Genomic DNA, 23,446 nt, shown 5'->3' with positions numbered 1-23,446 from the left:
CGGGGAGAGGGAAATTATAACTATCATGCACACCACGCACACACCGCTCACTTTCGCAGACCACACGCTGCACATGGTCGAGTTCGATCCCGACAGCTTCCATGAGCACGACCTGCTCTGGCTCCCTCACCACTCTCAGCTTCAATCCTGTGGACGTAAGCGTAAAGCTGAGCACTTAGCAGGGCGTATTGCCGCAGTACATGCATTACGTGAATACGGTATCAAAACTGTACCTGGCATCGGCAGGCAGCGACAACCGCTGTGGCCACAAAAGTTGTTTGGCAGCATCAGCCACAGTGCATCAACTGCGCTGGCGGTAGTATCAACGCATCCCGTTGGGCTGGATATAGAAGCTATTTTTACGCAACAAACCGCAGTTGAGCTGGCTGACGGTATTATCGATAACCACGAACGACCGATTTTGCATCATTCTGAATTGCCCTTTCCACTCGCCTTAACTCTGGCATTCAGCGCCAAGGAGAGCCTGTATAAGGCGTTTTCCACTCAGGCATCCGGGTTACCAGGTTTCACCAGCGCAAAAATTACCGCACTCACGAATCAGCAATTAACATTGCAAATCATGCCATCATTTTCGCCTAACCTCGCCAATCAGGAAATTAACGTGCATTGGTTTCAACGCGATAAAAACATCATTACCCTGTGTGCACCCACGCTGTCAGGATCGTGATCCTTTTCTCCTTTTAAGAAATTAGCTGCGCAAATCGTAGACAGTTCGATTATCTCGACTTATCGTTAACTTGAATAATAAATCATATTTGAATAAATATTCAAAGTGGAGAAAAAGATGAACAAGACCCTGATTAAATCCGTATTACTGGCCTCGATCCTTACCGCATCGGGTTCGCTGTATGCTGCCGACAACGGACTGATTGCGATTATCACCCCTTCACACGACAACCCGTTCTTTAAAGCCGAAGCCGACGGCGCGGTCGCCAAAGCGAAAGAGCTGGGATATACCACGCTGGTCGCCTCTCATGATGATGATGTCAATAAACAAAACCAACTGATTGAGACCGCCATAGCCCGAAAAGCGAAAGCCATCATTCTCGATAACGCGGGCGCCGATGCCACCGTTGGTCCACTGGAAAAAGCCAAAGCGGCGGGCGTGCCTGCATTCCTCATCGATCGTGAAATTAATAAGACCGGCATCGCAGTCGCGCAAATCGTGTCGAACAACTACCAGGGCGCGCAGCTCGGCGCAGAGAAATTCGCCAAACTACTGGATGGAAAAGGCAAGTACGTTGAGCTACTGGGACGCCAGTCCGACACCAACGCGCATGTGCGCTCACAGGGGTATCACGATGTGCTCGACGACTATCCGGATATGAAAATGGTCGCCCAGCAAACGGCGAACTGGAGCCAAACTGAAGCGTTTACCCGTATGGAAGCTATTTTACAAACCAACCCTGATATCGTCGGCGTCATTTCCGGCAACGACACCATGGCGCTGGGCGCAGAAGCTGCCCTGAAGGCTGCGGGGAAAAACAATGTCATCGTGGTGGGTTTTGACGGCAGCGACTACACCCGAGATTCCATCATCAACAAGAGCAACATTAAAGCGACCGTCCTTCAGCCCGGCTGGCAGCAGGCACAAATGGCGGTTGAGCAGGCTGATTACTACCTGAAAAACGGCAAAGCGCAGAAAGAAGAAAAACAGCTCATGGATTGCGTGCTGATTGATGAAACCAATGCCAGCAAGCTGAGTAAATTCAACCTGAGCCACTAAGCGGAGGCACTATGTCGTTAACACAATGGGGTGCTGCACTGGTTGGGTGCGCCACCCTGTTGCTGACGGCCTGCACGGTAGTTGACCTCGACGAAAACGGCAACCCCATCATCCCGGCCGACCCACAGGCCAAAGCCAGTTTCGACAATCAAACACCCGAGCAGATCGCGCAACAAACCTGGCAATCCCGCGTCCTGGATGCGGCAAAGCAACACGCTCTGGATGCGTCAGCGCTGAACGCACGCCTGAAGACGCCCTCACCCACCGCCGAGAGCGTATTTGTGCGCCTGACCAGTCAGATTGAGAACGTCGACACCACCAATGCGCGCGAGAAAAGCATTGTGATGAGGGTCAATGACGCCCCTGTCACCATCCAAATAGGCCCGGTGATGCGCGGCAATGCCATTCGCGATGCGAGTGGTTTTAAGTTTGAAGACTTCACTAACCAGGTTCAGTTTGCCCAGCTTTCTCGGGCGTATAACCGCGAAGCGGTAAAACACTTGCCCGCAGTGGACGAAAGCTGGCAAGGGAAGCGTGCCACGGTACTGTTCGCCGTAACGCTGAATGCAGGAAAAGCGGAAAACGCAGCAGCGTTAGCGCTGGAACAGGAGGCACACTGATGAATAATTCCTCAGCAGATGACATCATCCTGCGCACACATGCCATCTCAATGCTGTTTCCCGGCACGATTGCGCTGGACAGCGTGGATTATCAGGTGTGGCGCGGTAAGGTCAACGTGATTATTGGCGAAAACGGTGCGGGGAAATCCACGCTGATGAAGATCCTCGCCGGTGTTCAGCAGCCCAGCAGCGGCGAGATGACGCTCAATGGCAACCCTGTTCGCTTCGCCAATACCCGGGACGCCGCGGCGCACGGGATTGGTATGGTGCATCAGGAACTTAACCTGTTTGAGAATCTCACCGTCGCGGAAAATATTTTCCTTGGCCGGGAGATCCAAAAAGGCATGACCCCCATTGATGAGGCCGAACAGGAGAAGCGTACTGCGGAGCTGCTAACCCGACTCGATCAGCCCATTTCACCCCGCGATCTGGTCGGCAATCTCAAAGTTGGACAGCAACAGCTGGTTGAAATCGCCAAAGCGTTGGCGGAGGACGCTGACATTCTAATCCTCGACGAACCCACCTCGGCGCTGAGTAAAACCGAAGTCGAGATCCTGTTTCGCGTGATTCGCGAACTGACTCGCCAGGGCGTTTCGATAATCTACATCTCTCATCGACTCGAAGAATTGATGGCGATTGGCGATGTGATCACCATTTTACGCGATGGCAAATTCCAGGCCGAAGCCAGAGTTAGCGATATCGATGTGCCGTGGATTGTGCGTGAAATGCTGGGCAGCGACCCGGTGAGTAATTTTCTTGAGCCAGGTCGCACGTTCGGCGCGCCGGTTCTCGAAGCGGAACATATTACCTGCGTCAATGCCGCTGGCAATGCGGTGGTCAACGACGTCACCTTTAACGTCCACGCGGGCGAAATTGTCGGTATCTATGGACTGATGGGGGCCGGAAGAACCGAATTGTTCGAGTGCTTGCTGGGTACTGAGCGCAACTACCTCGGTAAACTGTGGCTCGACAGCAAGCCAGTTCCACAACGCTTAACCACCGCCGACCGCATTCGTATGGGAATGAGTCTTGTACCGGAAGATCGCAAGCGCACAGGCATTTTTCCCATTTCTTCGGTTGCCAGCAATCTGACTATTGCCAGCCTGTGGCGTCGTCTGCAGCGCGGTTTTGCCATCGCCCGCAAAAATGAGGAGGCCGTCGTCGCCAGCACAATTGGTAATCTGTCAATCAAAGTGTCCTCACCGGATGTTGAAATCCAGGCTCTGAGCGGGGGTAACCAGCAGAAAGTGGTGATTGGCCGCTCCCTACTTACCAATCCCAAAATTCTGTTCCTTGATGAGCCCACACGCGGCATTGACGTTGGCGCGAAGGCCGATGTGTTTCGCATGATGGTACAGCTCTCACAACAGGGTATTGCCGTTGTCTTCTCCACCTCGGATTTAAAAGAAATTATGGCGGTATCTGACCGCATTCTGGTGATGTCTGGCGGCAAGCTCACGGCCGATATTACTCGCGATCGTGCCGAAGAATCGGCGCTGGTCACCGCAAGTGCTCAGGGGTTCTGACATGAAAACACTACAATCTGCCGTCGTCGCACCGCGAGCCGGCGTCACCTTCTCGCGGGAAAATATCCTGCTGCTGATCCTGAAATTACGTACCTTTATTGCGCTGTTTCTGATCGTCGGATTTTTTGCCTTCACCGTCCCCGGTTTCCTCTCTGGCGGCAGCATGGTCATTATGATCAAGCACATCGCCATTAACGCGTTTCTGGCGTTGGGAATCACTTTCGTCATTATTACTGCCGGCATTGATCTCTCGATTGGCGCTACGCTTGGGCTGTGCGGCATGATTGCCGGATGGCTGATCACCAAAGGCATTGTATTGCCCATGTTTGGCATCGCTATCTTCCCCAGCGTCTGGGTGATTGTACCTGTCGTACTGCTGATTGGCGGATTGATTGGCGCAGCAAATGGCTGGATTATTACGCGCTATAACGTCGCACCTTTTATTTGTACGCTGGGCACCATGTACGTATTGCGCGGCGCGGCGATGCTGACCTCTGACGGACAAACATTCCCCGGGCTTTCCGGCAATCCACAGTTGGGTAACACCGGTTTTGATGAAATTGGCGCGGGAACTCTGTTTGGTATTCCGTGGGCCATCTGGATGATGATTGTGCTGGCGCTGGTTATTGCCTACGTTGCCCGCCGTCTGCCCTTTGGCCGTCACGTGTACGCCATCGGCGATAACGAACGCGCAGCTGAACTGTCCGGGGTAAAAGTGAGGCAGGTAAAAATCTGGGTGTACACCCTGTCCGGACTATGCGCTGCAATTGCCGGAATAGTTGTTTCAGCACAACTTTCCGCTAGTCATCCGGCCAACGGTACAGCATTTGAGATGAACGCCATTGCCGCCGTTGTACTTGGTGGTACGTCGCTGGCCGGTGGTCGTGGCACCATCTTAGGCACGTTAATTGGCGCTTTCGTTATCGGTTTTCTGGCCGATGGTCTGGTGATGATGGGCGTCAGCGAATTCTGGCAAATGGTGATTAAGGGCATCGTGATTATTGTCGCGGTCATTATCGACCAGATGCAAAACCGGATGCAGCAAAAAGCCGCAGTGGTTGCGCAAAAGGCGGCGATGGAAAGTCAGTAGCCCTGAAATTACGCCTGATGGCGCTGCGCTTATCAGGCGTAGGTCGTGTATGACATATGGGCCTGATAATGCACCGCCATCCGGCAGTGGGGAAATTTTATTTCATGGCGGCTTCAGCCTGCCCTGCCGAAACCTTATCATCCAGTTTAAACATCATCAGCAACCCCAAACTAATGGCATGGAAAATGGCAGGGATCCCGGCAATTAAGAACATAATCGCCGTCATCGTTTCCGATGACACCGCCTCACCCGCTTTGTAACCGCTAAGGGAGAGCACTAGCCCAACCATCCCACCCGCCAGCGCCAGACCAACCTTCATCGAAAAGAGCGTACCGGCAGCGACAGTCCCAGACATTCTGACGCCGGATTTGTCTTCACAATAGTCGGCACAATCAGAAGGCAGCGCCCAGGCAGTAATCGAGCCAAGTTCAGCCATCAATACCGACAGCACCAGTAGAACACATGCCAGTGAGATTTGTTCAGGGTTAACGAAATAGAGACATAATGCCGCCACGCCACCGCCCAGTTGCGCCACCTTCAGCGTACCTAATTTCGAGAGTTTGTTGCGCTTAATCAGTTGAATAGCAATCATCGGCGCAATGATCCCCGCAATCGCGGTGGCCGAAAGCAGACCAGAAACAAAGGCATCCCCACGATTCAGGAAATACTTCACAAAATAAATAGTCACACTGCCTTTAATTACAAAAGCAATGGAGCTGGTAATTTTGAACAGATAGAAAACAACCACCGGTTTCGCTTTCAGCATAATTCCCAGTTGTTTGGTAAACGGGACTTTATCCGTCTCCACGCTAACCTGATATCGCTCCTTTGTTCCCCAGAAACAGAGCAGCATAAACGCCGTGGCCAGCACGGCAATAAAGCTCATCGCCATCATGTAGGCGCGTGCTTCATCGGTTTTTCCATACCAGGCGACGAAAATCGGCACTACCATTGAGCAGATAAGAAAGGCCATTTTAGCCAGTGGGAAACGCCAGGAGTTGGCGCTTAAACGATCCATGGGATCGGCGGTGAGTGTCGTCAACAACGCCACATACGGCACCACCGTGGAGGCATACATCAGGATCAGAAATAGATAGGTAATCACTGCATAGACTAGCTTCCCAGTGGGTGAAAAGTCCGGCGCCAGAAAGACTAAAACACAGGAAATACCGTAAGGGATCGCCAACCAGAGCAAAAAAGGACGATACGATCCGTGCTTTGTCCGCGTGCGATCGGAGATATTACCGATAAATGGATCATAGAAGGCATCAACCAGACGGGCAACAATAAACAATATCCCCATCGCCGCTGCCGAAATCCCTAAAACATCGGTATAAAAATAGGGCAAAAACATCATCGTCATCCCAAGAAAAATGTTCGCTGACGAATCACCTAACCCATAACAGATCTTCTCTTTGATACTCAATTTATGCTGTTGCTTCATGAGAAACCCTCTTTATGAATATATATTCATTGTCGAATTACTATTCACACAAAGGTTAAGCCCACGAATTTAGCGCTGGCAAGTGGTTAGTCGTGACATTGTTACCAGTATCACAATTAACCTCATTCTTTTGCTCCTAAGCGCGCCGTCATCTAGTGGCGAAATGTCATCTTATTAATAAACAAGACGTTTATGCTGGCTGGCCGTTTCTCTCGTCATTCAGATAACGCTTACTCCTTTCAGTCTCACAGTAAAAACCTCACAGTAATCAGCAGAAATGGCGGCGTTTTTGTGATCGCATGCTCATTTTTTCGCCTTGACAGTGGAATGTTAACGGTAACCTCCCTTACTCTCATCGTGAATATAAAATCACAATGGAATATATATTCCAAAGGAGAGGTGCTATGAGCGAACAAAGTATTGCCCTGTGGGGGCGGTTTGAGTATCAAGTCACGGACGTTGACGATCCTCGCCATTTTACCGACACCGAGCTATCAGCCACCTTTACCTGCGGCGAAGAATCCCGCACGGTTTGGGGCTTTTACAACGGTAACGGTCAGTTCATACTGCGCTTTATGCCGGATATCCCCGGCGTCTGGCACTATCGCATCAGCTCAAATATTCCTTCGCAGTCCCCTGTCGAAGGAACGTTTACCTGCGTCCCTGAAACACAGTTAACCGGCCCGGTACAGCGTGATGGCGACGGGCACTTCCGCTATGCCAATGGCAACGCGTTTTATCCTTTTGGCACCACGGCCTACGTCTGGAATTACCAACCGGACGATATACAGCAACAAACGCTGGCATCGCTGGCGGCGAGTCCGTTCAATAAAATCCGCATGTGCGTATTTCCTAAACACTATCGCTACAATCTGCAGGAACCGATGCGCTTCCCCTTTCCGGGTACCCTCGACCAGGGATTTGATTTTACCCGCTTCGATACCACCTTTTTTGCCCAGTTGGAGAGTCAAATACAAAAGCTGGATGAACTGAATATTGAGGTGGATTTGATCCTCTTTCATCCGTACGACCGCTGGGGATTTTCCGCCATGTCGCAGGAGACCGATCGCCGCTATCTCCGCTACGTGGTGGCACGCCTCGCATCGTTTAAAAATATTTGGTGGTCGCTGGCCAATGAGTTCGACCTGCTGAAAGAAAAACCGATGTCATTCTGGGATGCCGCCATAGCGCAAATCAAACGCGAGGATCCCTCTTCGCACATGATCTCCATTCATAACTGGCACAACCCGCCGATCCACTACCGCTCAAATGCGCACTGGTACGATCATCACAATCCCGCGCTCACCCACGCCAGCATCCAGCACCACGATATGCACTTTGTCCCGGAATGGCGGCAGACATTTGCCAAACCCATTGTCATTGACGAATGCTGCTATGAAGGCAATGTCGATCTCGGCTGGGGCAATATCACCGGAGAAAAAATGACTGCATTGTTCTGGCATGGCGTAATACTCGGCGGCTATGTCACTCACGGCGAAACATACCTGAATGAAGATGAGATTATTTGGTGGTCACATGGCGGCACGCTCAAAGGAACAAGCATCCCGCGCATCGCTTTTTTGCGCAACATCCTTGAGGAAGGACAAGCCAAACGCCTGACACCGCTCCCGTGGGGTAGCCACTGGGATACGTCGATGGGGATAAGCTGCGAGGGCAACTGGGGACTGTTCTATTTTGGCGATCATTGCCCTGCCTACAAGATGATGACTATGTTGCCGGAGAATACGACGTGGAAGGTCGATATCATTGATACCTGGGCCATGACGATCACGCCGGTTGCGGGGGTTATTCAACACGGTGACAAGCTGGATCTACCGGCTAAGCCATGGATTGCTCTACGCTTAATAAAACTCTGATAACTACAGCCAGCCCCAGGGGCTGGCGATAACTTGACTCACCGCGGCGTCACCCTTTAACCAGATTGCGCGCTGTCGGGTAGTCGGTGATCAGTACGTCGATATAATTCCCCTGCAGCGCGCCACGGATCGCATTCTGTTTTTCTACCCCGCCCGCCAACGCTATCACATGGTTGCAGTCGCGGATCTGCGCCAGCTCCATGCCGATAACCGGGTCTTCCTCATGGCTGAGTACCGGATTGCCCGCCGCGTCGTAATAATGCAGACAGATATCCCCGACCGCGCCGCGTTCGGCCAGCAGTCGCAGCATCTCTTCGTTGTAATAGTTTCCTGAATTTTTCAGCAATTGAGAAGGTTCCAGCTCCCCGATGCCGACAATCGCCACATCCACTTCAGCAAATTTTTCGACGACCGCCGCCACGTCCGGGCTGTTAACCAGCCGAGAACGTTCTTCCACCGAATGCTCAATACTTTGCGAAGGCAACAGCCAGGCCGGGCAGCCGAGGTGTGCCGCCAGCTGTTGCGTCAGAATCGTGGCCTGCACGTTGCCGTTTGGCCCCACGCCACCCAGTAATTGGATCACGCCTGCCGCCCGGATATTTTGCGGGTGCATTTCATCAACCATGCAGCGAATGGTACTACTCCAGGAGGAAATACCGACCAGGTCTTCGGCACGCAGACGAGTTTCAACGTAATGTGCCGCCGCACTGCCAATGGCATGCTTAATTTGCGTACTACTGGGGCTGTCGCCAACATCCACGACAATCGCCTGGCGCAGACCAAACCGCTCTTCAATGGCTTTTTCCAGCTCGACAAAGATATTAGTCGGCTGTACGACGGTGATTTTCACCAGCCCTTCTTTCTGACAACGCGTCAAGGCACGGGAGACAAAGGACTGCGACAAATGCAGCAGCGTGGCGATTTCAGACTGTTTTTTATTTTCGGCGTAGTAAAGTGTGGCAATCTTAACCAGCAACCGCTGTTCATCCTGCTTTGACATAACATTCCCCCTGGTAAACTGCCTGTTATTTTTATTCATACCTGAATAGATAACAAGTCGTCTGCGCCTTTCCGGTTATCGCGTTAGTGTGATCCTTTTCTCTTTTCGCCAAAATTTGCTGCTATAAGGCGTAGACAAACCCTCAGACAAGGCATATCTTTAATAATGAATAATAAATCAGTAGTGAATATTTATTCTAACCGATAACGACCAACTGTTTTAGCTGCATATTACGCAGTGGATAGCGAGACAGTTGCACTACTGCACCCACATGGAATATTTATTCACTAAGGATTAAACATTCAAGAGGTGTCTTATGAATCCGTTTTCGCTCTCAATACCAGAGCTAGTCAAGAAAGCACGTGCGGTACGTCGTCGCATTATCGTGTTGAATGCAGAAAGCCCGGCGGGGGGACATACCGGCGCTGACCTGTCGCAGGTCGAACTGCTGACAGCACTCTATTTTCGCATCCTGAATTGCTCACCAGAGCTTATAGCAAGCGATGAGCGCGACATCTACATCCAGTCGAAAGGTCATGCAGTGGGCGGTTACTACTGCGTGCTGGCTGAGGCTGGTTTTATTCCCGTGGACTGGCTGGCGACCTATCAGCACGCCGATTCACACCTGCCGGGCCATCCGGTGAAACACAAAACGCCAGGGATCGAACTGAATACCGGAGCGCTCGGTCACGGTCTGCCGGTCGCCGTGGGCATTGCGCTGGCAGCTAAACGTAACAACAGCAAGCGCCGGGTGTTTGTCGTTACCGGTGATGGTGAACTGGCAGAAGGAAGCAACTGGGAAGCCGCACTGGTCGCCGCCCACTACAAGCTGGATAACCTGATTATCATCAACGACAAAAATAACCTCCAACTTGCTGGCGCAACCAAAGAGATCATGAACACCGATCCACTGGATGAGAAATGGCGCGCCTTCGGTATGCAGGTCACAGAGTGCCGCGGTAATGATATGAGTGATGTGGTGCGCACGCTGGAAGGGTTAACCCCGGAAGGTAAACCGCACGTCGTCATTGCCCACACCACCAAAGGGGCCGGGATCTCCTTTATTCAAGGCCGCCCGGAATGGCACCACCGCGTGCCAAAAGGGGAAGAAGTTGAACTGGCGCTGGAGGAACTGAAAGATGCGTAATAGTGAACACCTCGCCACCGTGATGGTGAATACCTTAATTGCCGCGGTCGAGCGCGGAATGGACGTTGTACCCGTCGTTGCTGACTCAACGTCTACGGCGAAAATCGCCCCGTTTATGAAGGAATTTCCCGGTCGTCTGGTCAACGTGGGTATCGCCGAACAGACGCTGGTTGGCGCCGCCGCCGGCCTGGCGCTGGGGGGCAAAATCGCTGTCACATGTAATGCCGCTCCGTTCCTTATTTCGCGGGCCAATGAGCAAATCAAAGTCGACATTTGCTACAACAACACCAACGTGAAGCTGATCGGCCTGAACGCGGGCGCCAGCTACGGCCCCCTCGCCAGCACACATCACAGTATTGATGACATTTCCGTTCTGCGCGGTTTTGGCAATATTGAAATTTACGCCCCGTCCTGCCCAGTGGAATGCCGGCAGATTATCGACTATGCCTTAAGCCACGTCGGCCCGGTTTATGTTCGCCTCGACGGAAAAGCCTTACCGGAACTACACGACGAAAATTACCAGTTCACTCCGGGTAATATCGATATTCTGCGGAAAGGAAAAGATGTCGCTCTGGTCGCGATGGGCTCAACCGTCCATGAAATTGTCGAGGCTGCCACAGTGCTGGAACAGGCGGGTATTGATGCAAGCGTAATCAGTGTACCGTCAATTCGTCCCTGCAATACCCAACAACTGTTGGCGGCATTAGCCCACTGCAAGGCCGTGGTCAGTGTGGAAGAGCATAACATTAATGGCGGCGTGGGAAGCCTGGTGGCCGAGGTACTGGCAGAAGCTGGCTGTGCCATTCCGCTGCGCCGACTCGGCATTGGCGATGGTCAATATGCCATCGCGGCCGATCGCGCGGCAACGCGTGCCCGCCACGAAATTGACGCCGCTGGCGTCGTGAAAAACGCCGCCGCGCTGTTGCAGCACCACACGATAAAACAATAACAACAGAACACTTACTGGAGAAAGCGATGTCACGAATTCCTCAACAGTTGACCATGGCGGTGATTATTGGCAATCGGGGATTTTTCCCAAGCTATCTGGTTGCTGAAGCCCGCGAACAAGCCAGCGTGCTCTTTGCGCGACTGGGCATTAAAACCATTATGCTCGACGATACGCAAACGGAACTCGGTGGGGTAGAAACCCGCCAGGATGCGAAAGTGTGCGCCGAACTTTTCCGCGCTCACCGCGACGACATTCACGGCGTGGTCGTGCTGTTGCCGAACTTTGGCGATGAAAAAGCAATAGCGGAAACGCTGCGCCTGTCTGGCCTGAATGTCCCGGTACTGGTTCAGGCGCAGGAAGATAACCTTGATAAAATGGGGCTTGCCACCCGCCGTGACAGCTTCTGTGGAAAAATCTCCCTGTGCAATAACCTGCGTCAGTACGGCATTCCATTTACGCTCACCACCCAGCATGTCTGCGATCTGGCCGGTGAGGTTTTTGCTCAGGATCTGAAACGTTTCGAACAGATTTGCCGTGTTGTCAGCAGTATGCGTGGCGTACGCGTCGGCGCTATCGGTGCTCGCCCGGCTGGATTCAATACCGTTCGCTACAGCGAAAAATTACTCGAAAGACTGGGTATCGCCGTTGAAACGCTGGATCTGTCTGAAGTCTTTACCCGCATCAAATGTCTGCGCGATGACGATATCCGTGTGGATGAAAAACGTCGTCTGCTGCTGGATAACGCCGATGCCAGCGCCATTCCCGCCGACAAACTCGTCACAATGGCAAAACTGTTTGTCGTCATCAGCGAATGGGTCATCGCTAACGATATAGATACCACTGCGATCCAGTGCTGGACTTCGCTGCAGGAAAATTTAGGCATCAACGTATGCTCAATCATGAGCGTGATGTCCGGGCAGTTAATGCCCAGCGCATGCGAAGTGGATGTGATGGGCGCGCTGTCAATGTACGCCCTCGCCAGCAGTAATTTAAGCCCGGCTTCCATTGCCGACTGGAATAACAATTTCGGCGACGATCGTGATAAATGTGTGCTTTTTCACTGCGGAAACTTTGCATCAGCCAGTCTGGAGAGCCCCAAAATGGGTACAGCGGACATCATCGGTACCACCGTTGGGAAAGAGAACACCTGCGGTGCAGTACATGGACGCATGAAAAGCGGCACACTGACCTATTTCCGCCTGAGCACCGACGATTTAACCGGTGAAATCAAAGCGTACGTCGGAGAAGGCCAATCGGTAGACGATCCGCTGGATACGGTTGGCTGTCGTGCAGTAATCCAGGTGCCGCATCTGGAGAATTTACTGGCGTGGATCTGTCGTAACGGTTTTGAACATCACGTGGCAATGAACCATTCCGCCAGCGCCGAGGTGCTGCATGAAGCCTTCACCCGCTATCTCGGGGTGGATACGTTGTTCCATCGCTAATACTCAGGGAAACAGAGAGGCTGGAGAAAACGATGTCAGCAACGAAAGACATTATTATTGCGCTTGATGAAGGCACCACCAATGCCAAAGCCGTTGCGCTGGACGGTCGGGGAAATGTGGTCGCGAAGTTCTCCCGCGCGCTGGCGATCCACACGCCTCGCGAAGGCTGGGTTGAACAGTCCGGCGACGCGCTGCTGGAGGCCTCTCTGGCTGTAATGGCGCAAGCAGTTGCCGCCGTAGGTACGCAGCGGGTGGCGGCGCTGGCGATCAGTAATCAGCGAGAAACGGCAATCGGCTGGTATCGCGCAAGCGGGCGTCCGCTCGGCCCCGCCATTACCTGGCAATGCTCGCGCACGGCTGACTTTTGCCGGGCGTTGCGCGAGCAAGGTCATGAGGCGAAAATAAAATCCATCACCGGATTGCCCGTCGCCCCGCTCTTTTCCGCCTCTAAAATGCGCTGGCTTCTGGAGTCCGTCCCCAACGGCATGGCGCTCGCGCAGCAAGGCGAAATTTGCCTCGGCACTATCGATAGCTGGTTACTGTGGAATCTTACTGGCGGTGCGGCGTTTCGTTGTGACGCCTCCAACGCTTCGCGCACGCAGTTGCTCAATCTACATAGCGGCCAATGGGATAGCGAGATGCTGGCGCTGTTTGGTATCCCGCAACAGGCGCTGCCAGAAGTTTGCCCTTCCAGTCATCATTTTGGCGTGACGAAAGGTCTGGCGACCATCCCCGATGGGATCCCCATTCTGGCTATGATTGGCGATTCTCATGCCGCGCTCTTTGCCCACGGGTTAGGTGCTGAAGGTTGTGTTAAAGCGACCTATGGCACCGGCTCATCGGTGATGGCTCCGGTATCTTCAACGCAGTCTGCGGTGAATGCGCTGGCAACAACTATTGCCTGGCATGATGGCGATACCCGGGTCTATGGTCTGGAAGGCAATATTCCCCATACCGGCGATGCTGTGGCCTGGATGGCCGACAGTACCGGCTTAAGCGAACTGCCGGAGGAGCAACTGTTACATGAACTCAATACTCTGCCCGCCACGGTCGACTCGACGCTGGGCGTCTATTTTGTTCCGGCACTTACCGGGCTGGGCGCACCCTGGTGGGATGAAAGCGCCCGGGGGTTAATTCATGGCCTCAGCCGCGGCGTGAAACGCGCGCATCTGGTGCGCGCCGCGCTGGAGTCTATTACCTATCAAATTGCCGATGTGGTGCAAGCGATGCACCAGCACAGCGGTTTCAGCCTCAGCGCGCTGATGGTTGATGGCGGGCCGACAAAAAATGATTGGCTGATGCAGTACCAGTCCGATCTGCTGGGTTGCCCGGTTATGCGCAGCGACATTCCCGAGCTTTCAGCCATTGGCGCCGGGCTGCTGGCACGCAAGGCGCTGCTCGGTACAAAAACCGCTCAGCTACGCCATTTTTTGCCCGACCACATATCATTTCAGCCAAACGCAGAGCGTCACGGTCGATTGCAAAAACGCTGGCACGAGTGGCAAAGCGCCGTTGAGCGTACGCGCTGGCAAACACCTTAGCGAGTCAGCAATCATGATAAATCCGCCCGCAGCCACGACTGAGTGCGGGCGCTAATCGCGAACAAACTCACCAATCGCCAGATAGGTGGCTTTTGCTTCCTGCGGGACTTTATCCTCCAGCATCAGATAAGCATGCGTCATCCCAGGAAAGTGAACATGCTGTACGGGTATCCTCTCAGCTTGCAGTCTGGCGACAAAAGCAAAATTCTCATCCCGTAAAGGATCCAACCCACCACTGACTACCAGAGTGGGTGGAAAATCCTGGCTCAACGGCAGGTAAAGCGGAGACGTCTGTTTACGATCTTCTCCATTGCGGAAATATTGCTGAAAATACCAGCGTATTTTGCTTTCATCCAGTAGTTTTCCGGTACCGTTCTCCTGCACCGATGGCCAGTTCAGCGTGTAGTCCAGGCTCGGATAAATCAGCACCAGGCGATGAATAAATCCTAGCTGCTCGCGGGAAAAGTAGGCCGCCAGCGTCGTGCTAAATGCGCCGCCACCGCTGTCGCCGATAAGCGTGAGTTGGCGAGTGTAAGGAATATGCTGACTTTCGAGCAGCGACCAGACGTTTTCTATTACGGCTTTAGCATCGGAAAGACCAGCCGGATACGGGTTTTCTGGCGCAAGTCGATAATCAACCGACACAACGATATTCCCTGTCGCCATCGCCAGATGACGGGCAACCGGGTCATACACGTCCACCGAACCGCTCAGATGCCCACCACCATGGATAAACAGCACCACCTTCGGCTCTCCGGTCAGTGCCGGGCGATAAATCCGTACCGGGATGCGACGCTCTCCGGTATCCACTTCCGTATTGATAATCGCCGCCATCGGTTCTGAGGTGGACACATTTGCTTTTGTCAGTGCTGCTAACCCTGCTCTTGAGCTGAGCGTGTCGTAGCAAAGGTTGGGATTGCGAGGTTGTGCGGCGAGTAAATCAGCCAGAAGCGCGGGCGGTGTTTGCGTCAGCGAGCCGTGTTCCTGTTGCCAGCGCTGTTGATAACCTTGCTGTTGCATCTGCACAGTCTCAGCGTTGGCAGTCTCACAGGAAAAGCACTCTGCCATCGACTGGCGTTGTCGGCCGTTTTCATCAAAGTTCTCTGCGGCCAACCAGCGCTGTAACACGGCGTCACACTGGGGCCATTCGCTATCAATCATTGATAACCAGTCGCTGTCGCGATTACGCCCCTTGCGCACAATCTTCTGGCGAAAGCGACCTTCGAAGATAAACCCAAGGCGTTCCGCTGCCCGTCGAGAAGCGGTGTTCAGAGAATCGCATTTCCACTCCACGCGACGATAGCCCAACGCAAATGCCTGGCGTAACAGCAGCCAGATGCTTTCGGTGCCGAGAACCGTATTTTTCATACGCGGTGACCAGGTCACATGACCAATTTCGACCGAACCGTGCTCTCGTTCAATCGCCATAAAGCACACCAGTCCGACAGCTCGTCCTGAACGCTGTTCAATGACGGCATAGGGAACCAGAGATGCATCAGTAACTTTCCCCTGCACCCAGCAAGCTGCGGCCTCGACGCTTGTGGGGCGAGAGCTTGCAAGCCAGGTCCAGTCGCGATCGTCCGGCGCCTGCGCGTAGGCATCAAACAGATCGGCGGCATGGCTGCCGGCATCCAGGGGAACCAGTCGACAATATTGCCCTATCAGCGTTTCCCGTGGCAGTACGGCAGCGCCATTCCAGTCCGGCACGACATCGCCGACGGTTTGCCCATAAAGATTTATTTCCGGCACGATTCAACCCCAGTAGCGAAGTAAAAAATAGTTATAACACTGGCCATTACGCCTTCAAAGCGTCGCAAGGGTGATTTTGACGACGAACAGAAAATCAGCAGTCCTTCTATACTGATTAAAAATCAACGCGGAAGAGAGCCTTATGCCACTACCTGATTTTCATGTTTCCGACCCTTTTACGTTAGGCATTGAACTGGAAATGCAGGTGGTCAATCCGCCAGGCTACGACCTGAGCCAGGATTCTTCCCGGCTGATTGATGCCGTAAAACCACAGCTCACCGCCGGAGAAGTGAAGCACGATATCACCGAAAGTATGCTGGAGATGGCGACCGGAGTTTGCCGAGATATCGACCAGGCTGATGCTGAATTGTCCGCTATGCAGCAGATAATTATGCGAGTTGCTGCAGAGCATCACCTCGCCATTTGTGGAGGTGGCACACATCCATTTCAAAAATGGCAACGTCAGGAAGTCTGCGATGACGAACGCTATCGGCGCAACCTGGAAAATTTTGGCTATCTTATCCAGCAGGCGACGGTATTCGGCCAGCATGTGCATATCGGCTGCGCAAACGGCGATGATGCCATTTACCTGCTACACGGCCTGTCGCGATTTGTTCCCCATTTTATTGCGCTCTCGGCCACCTCACCTTATATGCAGACGTCTGACACGCGGTTTGCCTGCGCACGGCTAAATATTTTCTCCGGATTTCCCGATAATGGCCCGATGCCATGGGTGAATAACTGGCAGGAATTTGAGGGGTTATTCCGTCGACTGGCTTACACCAGCATGATTGATAGCATTAAAGATTTACACTGGGATATCCGCCCCAGCCCGCACTTTGGCACGGTAGAGGTTCGGGTAATGGATACGCCGCTGACCCTTGAGCATGCGGTCAATATGGCAGGACTTATTCAAGCTACTGCCCACTGGTTACTCACCAAACGCCCGTTCAAACACCAGGAGCGCGATTATCTGCTGTATAAATTTAACCGTTTCCAGGCCTGCCGTTTTGGTATGGCGGGAATCGTCACCGACGTGAATACCGGCGACGGCTGCCGCCTGTCAGAAGACACATTGCGACTACTGGAGAATATCGCTACCTCTGCAGATAAAGTAGGCGCAACCAGCGCGATTGAAGCTATACATCTGCAGGTTAAAAATGGTCATGATGAAGCACAAAACATGCGTGACTTTGTCGCCGAAGGCGGGTCACTGAGTGGCCTGGTGAAAAAACATTGTGAGATTTGGGCGGGGTTGTAAGCGTGGGTATTTGCGTTACCCGCTGAGATCCCGGACAATAGCTTTTTAACTCAAGTTTAACAATGTCATGAAACACCCGCTTGAATCACTGATGACTGTCGCAGGGATCCTGCTACTGGCTTTTTTGTCTTGCCTGCTGCTACCCGCCCCCTCGCTTGGCCTGGTGCTGGCGCAAAAACTCGTCGCCATTTTTCATCTGATGGATCTCAATCAGTTTTATACTTTGCTGTTTTGCCTGTGGTTTTTACTGCTGGGCGTGATTGAATATTTGGTGCTGCGCTTCATCTGGCGGCGCTGGTTCTCGCTGGCGGATTAGGCCCGCGAGAACCCTCTGCTGTTAATGCGTTCGGCTATGATTTTCTTTGCGATAAGCTCCCGGCGGCTGGCTGAACGTACGGGTGAAAATACGCGTAAAGGTCTGCTGCGAATCGAATCCGTATTTCAAACAGATGTCGTACACTTTCTGGTCGGTATCGCGTAGATCGCGCGCCGCCAACAGCAGCTTGCGCTCGCGGATGTAACGCCCAAGACTTTCGCCTTTATACTGCATAAAAAGACGCTGCAGGTGCCATTTGGAATATCCCGCATGGCGTGCAATATCATCAATGCGCAATGGTTGATTCAAATTATCATCAATCCATTCAACAATCGTATCAATTACCTGAGCAGAAATCGTCATCATGCTCTCCCCTGTATTCATTGAGTCACCTGTTGCCACCAGGCCGTAAACGGTTGGTCCGGTTCGGACAGTATTACCGGTTCACCCAGCATTGGCGTCAGCAGTCGGTAATCCTGATGACGGCTGGCAAGCGCCAGTCGTTTGTAAGGATCATCCCAGGTATGTTTCGCCAGAACGAAACGGCCGGCATGCCCTGGCAACACGGCTTTCGCATGCAGATCTGCCGCAGCCTGCGCCGTCTCTTCCGGCATCATGTGAATAAACTTCCAGTCCTGGTCATACTGACCGTTCTCCATAATCGCCAAATCGACAGAGCCAAACTGCTCGCCGATGGCTTTAAAATGCGGTCCATAGCCGGAATCGCCGCTGTAATAAACGTTCTGCTCCGGCGTTTCGAACATGAAGCTCGCCCATAGCGTTTGGTTGCGTTTGATACCGCGCCCCGAGAAATGACGGGCGGGCAGCACATGAACGATCAGCGAATCCGTCACTCTGACGGACTGATTCCAGTCCCGTTCTTCGATTATCTCGCTGCGCATCCCCCAGTAACGCAGATGCGACCCGACGCCAAGCGGCGTAATCACCCGCTTAATTTTCGGCATTAGCGCCTTGATAGTGGCGAGATCCAGATGGTCATAGTGATCGTGCGAGATGATGAGCAGGTCTATCTCCGGCATCGTCTGTGCGGTCCACGGATAATCACCGGCAAAGGCCTTGTTCAGGAACGAAAACGGTGCGGCATAATTGCTGAAAACCGGATCAATCAGGATACGTTGACCCGCCAGCTGTAAATACCACGAAGAATGGCCCAGCCAGACCAGGGTATCCTGCTGCGGCGAAAGCCCGGCGAGATCGGTCGCGACCATAGGTAACGGTTGTGCTGGTCGTGCATTTTCACGCTTAGCGACCAGAAACTCCCACCAGGCCGCCAGCATGCCTTTGTTGCCGGTATAGCCCGGTGTCGGCACCTGGTTATGAAACTGTCCATCACGATAGTGCGGTGACTGTTCAACCTGACTCAGTTGTGCCCCTTGCGGCGCCTGACCAAACCCGGCATTGAGTACAAACGGTAAACTTGCAGCTGCAGCAATAAGCATAATAACAACCACACAAACTGTGAGACGCTTCATATCCTGACCTTAAACGCGCCCCCTTTCCGCTGGTTTGCGCGACTGACTCTTGATTATGAGTGAGTAAGCACTCATTATAGAAATCGAAAGTTCTCCGTCAAGATGATTTTCAATCTTTGACATTCGCCGTTGCGGCGCAGCAAACGCCGTGATTCAATCATGTTTTTTACAGACTTAAGGGTAAAGTGTAGTGGCTCGTCCGAAGAGTGAAGACAAAAAACTGGCATTACTGGAAGCTGCAACCACAGCATTTGCACAATCAGGTGTTGCGGCTTCGACCGCCGTGATAGCCCGTAATGCAGGGGTTGCGGAGGGAACGTTGTTTCGCTATTTCGCGACCAAAGATGATTTGATCAACGAGCTTTACCTCTTTTTGAAGCAAGACCTTTGTCAGTCGATGATGGCAAACCTGGATCGTTCAGTGACCGATGCCAAAACCATGACTCACTACATCTGGAACAGCTACATTAGCTGGGGCCTGAACCACACCTGCGGGCATCGCACGATTCGTCAGTTGGCCGTCAGCGAGAAAATAAGCAAGGAAACCGAACAACAGGCTGACGATATGTTCCCAGAACTGCGCGATCTTTGTCATCGTTCCGTACGACCCGAGTTTATGTCTGACGAATATCGCGCCTTTGGCGACGGGCTATTCCTTTCTCTGGCAGAAACCACCATGGAGTTCGCCGCCCGCGACGCTGCCCGCGCAAATGAATATATTTCGATGGGGTTTGAAGCCATGTGGCGCGCCCTGACCCGCGAGGAACAATAATGGACGGCCAGACCCTTCCTGCCTGTGCGAAACGCCTTGCGCTCGAACTACCTTTTACCGAACACTGCTGGCCTTTCGGCCCGGAATACGATGTCTTCAAGGTTGGCGGTAAAATTTTTATGCTGGTCACGGAGCTTCGCGGACGGCCGCTTATTAACCTGAAATCCGATCCGCAAAAATCACTGTTAAACCAGCAGATCTACCCCAGCATTAAGCCCGGCTATCACATGAATAAAAAGCACTGGATCTCGGTCTATCCTGGTGACGATATTACCGAGTCATTACTGGCAGAGCTGGTGAATGATTCCTGGCACCGCGTCGTCGACGGCTTGCCGAAGCGGGATCAAAAACGCCTGCGTCCAGGTTGATTTATCGCTAACCCCGATAAGTGTTTTTGCATTTTCCTGTCTTATCTTTTTCCTGCTAACCCTGTACCCTGCTGAAACAAAACGCACCCGCAGGGTATGGAAAATCACCAGGAGTAGTTATGGATATTGTTTCTGTCGCCTTAAAACGTTACTCCACTAAGGCATTCGATCCGAATAAAAAACTGACCGCTGAGCAGGCCGAAAAATTAAAAACGCTGCTGCAGTTTAGCCCGTCCAGCACCAACTCTCAGCCATGGCACTTTATTGTCGCCAGCACTGACGAAGGTAAGGCGCGTGTGGCTAAATCCGCAGCCGGCGGCTTTGTATTCAACGAACGTAAAATGCTGGATGCTTCCCACGTCGTGGTGTTCTGCGCCAAAACGGCGATGGACGATGCGTGGCTGGAACGCGTGGTGGATCAAGAAGAAAGCGATGGTCGTTTCGCCACGCCTGAAGCGAAAGCCGCAAACCACAAAGGCCGCACCTTCTTTGCCGACATGCATCGCAAAGAACTGAAAGATGACAACCACTGGATGGCAAAACAGGTGTACCTGAACGTCGGTAACTTCCTGCTGGGCGTTGCGGCGATGGGCCTGGATGCTGTGCCGATCGAAGGCTTTGATTCAGCTGTCATGGATGCAGAATTTGGCCTGAAAGAAAAAGGTTTCACCAGCGTAGTGGTGGTTCCTGTGGGTCATCACAGCGTAGAAGATTTCAACGCCGCGCTGCCGAAATCTCGTCTGCCGTTGGAAACGACGCTGACGGAAGTCTAATCCTCCGCATTTGCATAAGCTCCGCACAGCGGTCATCATAGACCGCTGTTTATTAAGGAGACGTTATGCAGGAATTGATATCTCAGGTAGAAGAACTCGGCATTGAAATAAATCACACCACCTCATTGGTGATGATTTTTGGCATTATTTTTATCACCGCCATTATTGTTCACGTTATTTTGCACTGGGTGGTATTACGCGCATTTGAAAAGCGCGCCAGCGCCAGCTCCCGCCTGTGGCTACAAATCATCACGCAGAACAAGTTATTTCACCGGCTGGCATTCACCCTGCAGGGTATCATTGTCAATATACAGGCCGCACTCTGGCTACAGAAAGGCAGCGAAGCAGCAGAAATATTAGTGACCTGCGCACAGTTGTGGATCATGATGTACGCCCTGCTGTCCCTGTTTTCCCTGCTGGACGTTATTCTCAATCTGTCGCAAAAACTCCCTGCCGCATCGCAATTACCGCTAAAAGGCATATTCCAGGGCATCAAACTCATCAGCGCAATTCTCGTCGGAATATTGATGATTTCCCTGCTGATTGGTCAGTCACCGGCAATACTGATAAGCGGTCTGGGCGCCATGGCCGCCGTGTTAATGCTGGTGTTTAAAGATCCAATCCTCGGACTGGTTGCCGGAATACAACTTTCAGCCAACGATATGTTGAAGTTGGGTGACTGGCTGGAAATGCCGAAATATGGTGCAGATGGCGCGGTTATCGATATTGGCTTAACCACCGTGAAAGTGCGCAACTGGGATAACACCATCACCACTATCCCAACCTGGTCACTGGTCTCAGACTCTTTTAAAAACTGGAGTGGAATGTCGGCTTCCGGTGGGCGGAGAATAAAACGCAGCATCAGCATTGATGCCACCAGCATCCATTTTCTTGATGAGGATGAGCGCCAGCGTCTGCATAAAGCCCACCTGCTGAAACCGTATTTAACCGCACGTCACCAGGAAATTGACGAGTGGAATCAGCAGTTAGATGCGCCTGAATCGGTATTGAATCACCGCCGGATGACCAATATTGGCACCTTCCGCGCTTATCTGAACGAGTATTTGCGTCATCATCCGCGTATTCGCAAAGATATGACGTTAATGGTGCGCCAGCTTGCGCCGGACGATCACGGATTACCGATCGAAATTTATGCCTTTACCAATACGGTGGTCTGGCTTGAATATGAAAGTATTCAGGCTGATATCTTCGACCATATATTTGCCGTAGTCGAAGAGTTTGGCTTGCGCATTCATCAGTCGCCTACCGGAAACGATATTCGTGCGCTGTCTGGCGCGTTTCAGCGATAAAGCTCAGGTACTGGCGCGTGAAATATAGCGCCAGTCCATCATCACCCTTTCCGTCTGCGCGTCAGGATTTTCTATTTTATTCAGCAATAATCCTACCGCTTTGCGGCCTATATCCCGTGAGGGCTGCTCAATGGTCGAAAGCTGTGGAGAAACCATTTCTGCCAGTTCCGTACCGTCGAAACCAACAACGGCGATATCCTGCGGGATCTGTAATCCGGCATCGAAAATAGCGCGCATCGCACCAGCGGCAAGCGTGTCCGATACGGCAAACACCGCGTCGGGTTTCACCTCTGCGGCAAGTAGTGTTTTCATCGCCGCAATTCCTGCACTGGAACTTAATTCACTGGCATATTCCACAGCCTGATATTCAAGCGACAGAGCATGCAGCGCCGCTTTATAGCCGCGTTCGCGCAAACGAGCATATTTATAACTCAGGTCATGATTGATTAAGGCAATTCGTCGGTAGCCCTTATCCACCAGGTGAGATATTACCGACTGTGCGGCGTCAACATCGTTAATCCCCACGCAGGAAACCGCGCCTTTGTCAGCATATTCCGCGCACTGAACCCAGGGCGCATCGCCAATCAGCGTAGTCAGTTCCGGTAATTTGGAGAATGCATCCATGGTGATAATGCCATCGACGATTTTCCCCGACAGGAGCTTCAATGCTGATTTTGAGCGGGCTGTATCCGAGCCGGAATTACACAGTAAAATGCGATAGCCATTCTTCTCCGCCTCCTCTTCAATGCCTTTAACAACTTCTGCACAAAAAGGATTGGCGATGTTGGAAACCATCACCAGAATCATCGAACTACGTGCCGTACGCAGCTGACGCGCCAGCAGGTTGGGCTGATAATTGCTTTCTTTAATAGCCTGTAGCACGCGCTCACGATTTTTGGCTTTGACGGTATCACTGTGATTCAGTACACGCGATACCGTCGCCACCGACACACCGGCAAGCTGGGCGATTTTTTGAATAGACATAACGACGACACATCCTGCGGTTTACGCTTTGCGT

At 52.5% G+C, this 23,446-nt stretch carries 21 protein-coding genes and 2 pseudogenes; 16 read left to right on the top strand and 7 right to left on the bottom strand.

Going from position 1 to position 23,446, the window contains the following annotated elements; translation table 11 throughout:
• Window positions 1-25: 25 nt before the first annotated feature.
• From entD to OGY13_RS04720, 5 genes are all read left to right on the top strand, one after another.
• Window positions 26-688: an enterobactin synthase subunit EntD gene (entD, locus tag OGY13_RS04740; protein WP_111465944.1), complete on the top strand. Its 663-nt coding sequence runs from the start codon at window positions 26-28 to the stop codon at window positions 686-688.
• A gap of 117 nt (window positions 689-805) precedes the next feature.
• Window positions 806-1,747: a D-ribose ABC transporter substrate-binding protein gene (locus OGY13_RS04735; RefSeq protein ID WP_032942648.1), complete on the top strand. Its 942-nt coding sequence runs from the start codon at window positions 806-808 to the stop codon at window positions 1,745-1,747.
• Window positions 1,748-1,758: 11 nt separating this feature from the next.
• Window positions 1,759-2,367, top strand: coding sequence for a DUF2291 family protein (locus OGY13_RS04730; RefSeq protein ID WP_213752844.1), 609 nt, complete (start codon window positions 1,759-1,761; stop codon window positions 2,365-2,367).
• Complete coding sequence (locus OGY13_RS04725) at window positions 2,367-3,893, top strand: sugar ABC transporter ATP-binding protein (RefSeq protein ID WP_213752845.1); 1,527 nt, start codon at window positions 2,367-2,369, stop codon at window positions 3,891-3,893. Before OGY13_RS04730 ends, OGY13_RS04725 begins: the two co-directional genes overlap by 1 nt.
• 1 nt (window position 3,894) lies before the next feature.
• On the top strand, window positions 3,895-4,983 hold the full coding sequence (locus OGY13_RS04720) for an ABC transporter permease (protein ID WP_048214725.1): 1,089 nt from the start codon (window positions 3,895-3,897) through the stop codon (window positions 4,981-4,983).
• Window positions 4,984-5,080: 97 nt separating this feature from the next.
• On the opposite strand, the gene OGY13_RS04715 is transcribed toward OGY13_RS04720, so the two are convergent.
• Window positions 5,081-6,427, bottom strand: a complete 1,347-nt coding sequence (locus OGY13_RS04715) for a glycoside-pentoside-hexuronide (GPH):cation symporter (protein ID WP_213752846.1) — start codon at window positions 6,425-6,427, stop codon at window positions 5,081-5,083.
• A 404-nt stretch (window positions 6,428-6,831) separates the two neighbouring features.
• On the opposite strand from OGY13_RS04715, the gene OGY13_RS04710 reads away from it, so the two are divergent.
• Window positions 6,832-8,304, top strand: a complete 1,473-nt coding sequence (locus OGY13_RS04710) for an apiosidase-like domain-containing protein (protein WP_174770587.1) — start codon at window positions 6,832-6,834, stop codon at window positions 8,302-8,304.
• A gap of 49 nt (window positions 8,305-8,353) precedes the next feature.
• On the opposite strand, the gene OGY13_RS04705 is transcribed toward OGY13_RS04710, so the two are convergent.
• Window positions 8,354-9,304: a sugar-binding transcriptional regulator gene (locus OGY13_RS04705; protein WP_079934804.1), complete on the bottom strand. Its 951-nt coding sequence runs from the start codon at window positions 9,302-9,304 to the stop codon at window positions 8,354-8,356.
• A gap of 316 nt (window positions 9,305-9,620) precedes the next feature.
• Between OGY13_RS04705 and OGY13_RS04700 the strand changes: the two genes are divergently transcribed.
• The 4 genes from OGY13_RS04700 to OGY13_RS04685 are packed head-to-tail and all read left to right on the top strand — an operon-like array spanning window position 9,621 to window position 14,386.
• A complete protein-coding gene (locus OGY13_RS04700) occupies window positions 9,621-10,451 on the top strand; it encodes a transketolase (RefSeq protein ID WP_032942640.1) in 831 nt (276 codons plus the stop codon).
• Window positions 10,444-11,400 carry a transketolase family protein gene (locus OGY13_RS04695; RefSeq protein WP_191238773.1) on the top strand — a complete coding sequence of 319 codons (957 nt, stop codon included), beginning with the start codon at window positions 10,444-10,446 and terminating at the stop codon, window positions 11,398-11,400. The genes OGY13_RS04700 and OGY13_RS04695 overlap by 8 nt, the downstream gene beginning before the upstream one ends.
• Window positions 11,401-11,426: 26 nt before the next feature.
• Entirely contained in the window at window positions 11,427-12,845 is a 1,419-nt protein-coding gene (locus OGY13_RS04690) for an L-fucose/L-arabinose isomerase family protein (protein ID WP_032942637.1), read from the top strand.
• A gap of 32 nt (window positions 12,846-12,877) precedes the next feature.
• The gene (locus tag OGY13_RS04685) at window positions 12,878-14,386 is read left to right on the top strand and encodes an FGGY family carbohydrate kinase (protein ID WP_213752847.1); all 1,509 of its coding nucleotides are present in this window, start codon (window positions 12,878-12,880) and stop codon (window positions 14,384-14,386) included.
• A 51-nt stretch (window positions 14,387-14,437) separates the two neighbouring features.
• On the opposite strand, the pseudogene OGY13_RS04680 reads toward OGY13_RS04685, so the two are convergent.
• Window positions 14,438-15,151: pseudogene (locus tag OGY13_RS04680) on the bottom strand (alpha/beta hydrolase); the annotation flags it as partial.
• A 294-nt stretch (window positions 15,152-15,445) separates the two neighbouring features.
• Window positions 15,446-16,135 (bottom strand): annotated as a pseudogene (locus OGY13_RS04675) (GNAT family N-acetyltransferase); the annotation flags it as partial.
• 142 nt (window positions 16,136-16,277) lie between these two features.
• On the opposite strand from OGY13_RS04675, the gene OGY13_RS04670 reads away from it, so the two are divergent.
• Both OGY13_RS04670 and OGY13_RS04665 read left to right on the top strand, forming a co-directional pair.
• On the top strand, window positions 16,278-17,396 hold the full coding sequence (locus OGY13_RS04670) for a YbdK family carboxylate-amine ligase (protein WP_213752849.1): 1,119 nt from the start codon (window positions 16,278-16,280) through the stop codon (window positions 17,394-17,396).
• A 67-nt stretch (window positions 17,397-17,463) separates the two neighbouring features.
• Entirely contained in the window at window positions 17,464-17,712 is a 249-nt protein-coding gene (locus tag OGY13_RS04665) for a DUF1158 domain-containing protein (protein ID WP_008784044.1), read from the top strand.
• A gap of 21 nt (window positions 17,713-17,733) precedes the next feature.
• Here the strand turns inward: OGY13_RS04665 and OGY13_RS04660 are convergent, their stop codons facing one another.
• The gene (locus OGY13_RS04660) at window positions 17,734-18,075 is read right to left on the bottom strand and encodes a RamA family antibiotic efflux transcriptional regulator (RefSeq protein WP_003021996.1); all 342 of its coding nucleotides are present in this window, start codon (window positions 18,073-18,075) and stop codon (window positions 17,734-17,736) included.
• Between the two features lie 17 nt (window positions 18,076-18,092).
• Window positions 18,093-19,205, bottom strand: coding sequence for an MBL fold metallo-hydrolase (locus tag OGY13_RS04655; protein ID WP_008784042.1), 1,113 nt, complete (start codon window positions 19,203-19,205; stop codon window positions 18,093-18,095).
• Window positions 19,206-19,395: 190 nt separating this feature from the next.
• Between OGY13_RS04655 and OGY13_RS04650 the strand changes: the two genes are divergently transcribed.
• The 4 genes from OGY13_RS04650 to OGY13_RS04635 all read left to right on the top strand — a co-directional run bounded on the left by OGY13_RS04650 (window position 19,396) and on the right by OGY13_RS04635 (window position 22,428).
• Window positions 19,396-19,977: a TetR/AcrR family transcriptional regulator gene (locus OGY13_RS04650; protein WP_071445801.1), complete on the top strand. Its 582-nt coding sequence runs from the start codon at window positions 19,396-19,398 to the stop codon at window positions 19,975-19,977.
• On the top strand, window positions 19,977-20,345 hold the full coding sequence (locus OGY13_RS04645) for an MmcQ/YjbR family DNA-binding protein (protein ID WP_008784040.1): 369 nt from the start codon (window positions 19,977-19,979) through the stop codon (window positions 20,343-20,345). The genes OGY13_RS04650 and OGY13_RS04645 overlap by 1 nt, the downstream gene beginning before the upstream one ends.
• A 119-nt stretch (window positions 20,346-20,464) precedes the next feature.
• Window positions 20,465-21,118, top strand: a complete 654-nt coding sequence (gene nfsB / locus OGY13_RS04640; RefSeq protein WP_003831162.1) for an oxygen-insensitive NAD(P)H nitroreductase — start codon at window positions 20,465-20,467, stop codon at window positions 21,116-21,118.
• A 65-nt stretch (window positions 21,119-21,183) separates the two neighbouring features.
• The gene (locus tag OGY13_RS04635; protein WP_057066482.1) at window positions 21,184-22,428 is read left to right on the top strand and encodes a mechanosensitive ion channel family protein; all 1,245 of its coding nucleotides are present in this window, start codon (window positions 21,184-21,186) and stop codon (window positions 22,426-22,428) included.
• A 3-nt stretch (window positions 22,429-22,431) separates the two neighbouring features.
• Here the strand turns inward: OGY13_RS04635 and OGY13_RS04630 are convergent, their stop codons facing one another.
• Window positions 22,432-23,412 carry a LacI family DNA-binding transcriptional regulator gene (locus OGY13_RS04630; protein ID WP_003831159.1) on the bottom strand — a complete coding sequence of 327 codons (981 nt, stop codon included), beginning with the start codon at window positions 23,410-23,412 and terminating at the stop codon, window positions 22,432-22,434.
• Window positions 23,413-23,446: the final 34 nt, after the last annotated feature.

Origin of the sequence: Citrobacter sp. Cpo045 (assembly GCF_030332875.1) — a bacterium.
GTDB classification, from domain to species: Bacteria; Pseudomonadota; Gammaproteobacteria; order Enterobacterales; family Enterobacteriaceae; genus Citrobacter; species Citrobacter portucalensis.
The sequence above is the reverse complement of the archived record's forward strand: the minus strand, read 5'-3'. Positions and strand labels throughout refer to the sequence as shown.

Bases quoted from the DNA above. Each gene is read 5' to 3' on its own strand.
- OGY13_RS04670 (WP_213752849.1), top strand. From the start codon at position 16,278: ATGCCACTACCTGATTTTCATGTTTCCGACCCTTTTACGTTAGGCATT.
- OGY13_RS04645 (WP_008784040.1), top strand. From the start codon at position 19,977: ATGGACGGCCAGACCCTTCCTGCCTGTGCGAAACGCCTTGCGCTCGAA.
- OGY13_RS04700 (WP_032942640.1), top strand. From the start codon at position 9,621: ATGAATCCGTTTTCGCTCTCAATACCAGAGCTAGTCAAGAAAGCACGT.
- OGY13_RS04735 (WP_032942648.1), top strand. From the start codon at position 806: ATGAACAAGACCCTGATTAAATCCGTATTACTGGCCTCGATCCTTACC.
- OGY13_RS04730 (WP_213752844.1), top strand. From the start codon at position 1,759: ATGTCGTTAACACAATGGGGTGCTGCACTGGTTGGGTGCGCCACCCTG.
- OGY13_RS04665 (WP_008784044.1), top strand. From the start codon at position 17,464: ATGAAACACCCGCTTGAATCACTGATGACTGTCGCAGGGATCCTGCTA.
- OGY13_RS04715 (WP_213752846.1), bottom strand. From the start codon at position 6,427: ATGAAGCAACAGCATAAATTGAGTATCAAAGAGAAGATCTGTTATGGG.
- entD (WP_111465944.1), top strand. From the start codon at position 26: ATGCACACCACGCACACACCGCTCACTTTCGCAGACCACACGCTGCAC.
- OGY13_RS04655 (WP_008784042.1), bottom strand. From the start codon at position 19,205: ATGAAGCGTCTCACAGTTTGTGTGGTTGTTATTATGCTTATTGCTGCA.
- OGY13_RS04705 (WP_079934804.1), bottom strand. From the start codon at position 9,304: ATGTCAAAGCAGGATGAACAGCGGTTGCTGGTTAAGATTGCCACACTT.
- OGY13_RS04725 (WP_213752845.1), top strand. From the start codon at position 2,367: ATGAATAATTCCTCAGCAGATGACATCATCCTGCGCACACATGCCATC.
- OGY13_RS04685 (WP_213752847.1), top strand. From the start codon at position 12,878: ATGTCAGCAACGAAAGACATTATTATTGCGCTTGATGAAGGCACCACC.
- OGY13_RS04720 (WP_048214725.1), top strand. From the start codon at position 3,895: ATGAAAACACTACAATCTGCCGTCGTCGCACCGCGAGCCGGCGTCACC.
- OGY13_RS04630 (WP_003831159.1), bottom strand. From the start codon at position 23,412: ATGTCTATTCAAAAAATCGCCCAGCTTGCCGGTGTGTCGGTGGCGACG.
- OGY13_RS04695 (WP_191238773.1), top strand. From the start codon at position 10,444: ATGCGTAATAGTGAACACCTCGCCACCGTGATGGTGAATACCTTAATT.
- OGY13_RS04690 (WP_032942637.1), top strand. From the start codon at position 11,427: ATGTCACGAATTCCTCAACAGTTGACCATGGCGGTGATTATTGGCAAT.
- nfsB (WP_003831162.1), top strand. From the start codon at position 20,465: ATGGATATTGTTTCTGTCGCCTTAAAACGTTACTCCACTAAGGCATTC.
- OGY13_RS04635 (WP_057066482.1), top strand. From the start codon at position 21,184: ATGCAGGAATTGATATCTCAGGTAGAAGAACTCGGCATTGAAATAAAT.
- OGY13_RS04710 (WP_174770587.1), top strand. From the start codon at position 6,832: ATGAGCGAACAAAGTATTGCCCTGTGGGGGCGGTTTGAGTATCAAGTC.
- OGY13_RS04660 (WP_003021996.1), bottom strand. From the start codon at position 18,075: ATGACGATTTCTGCTCAGGTAATTGATACGATTGTTGAATGGATTGAT.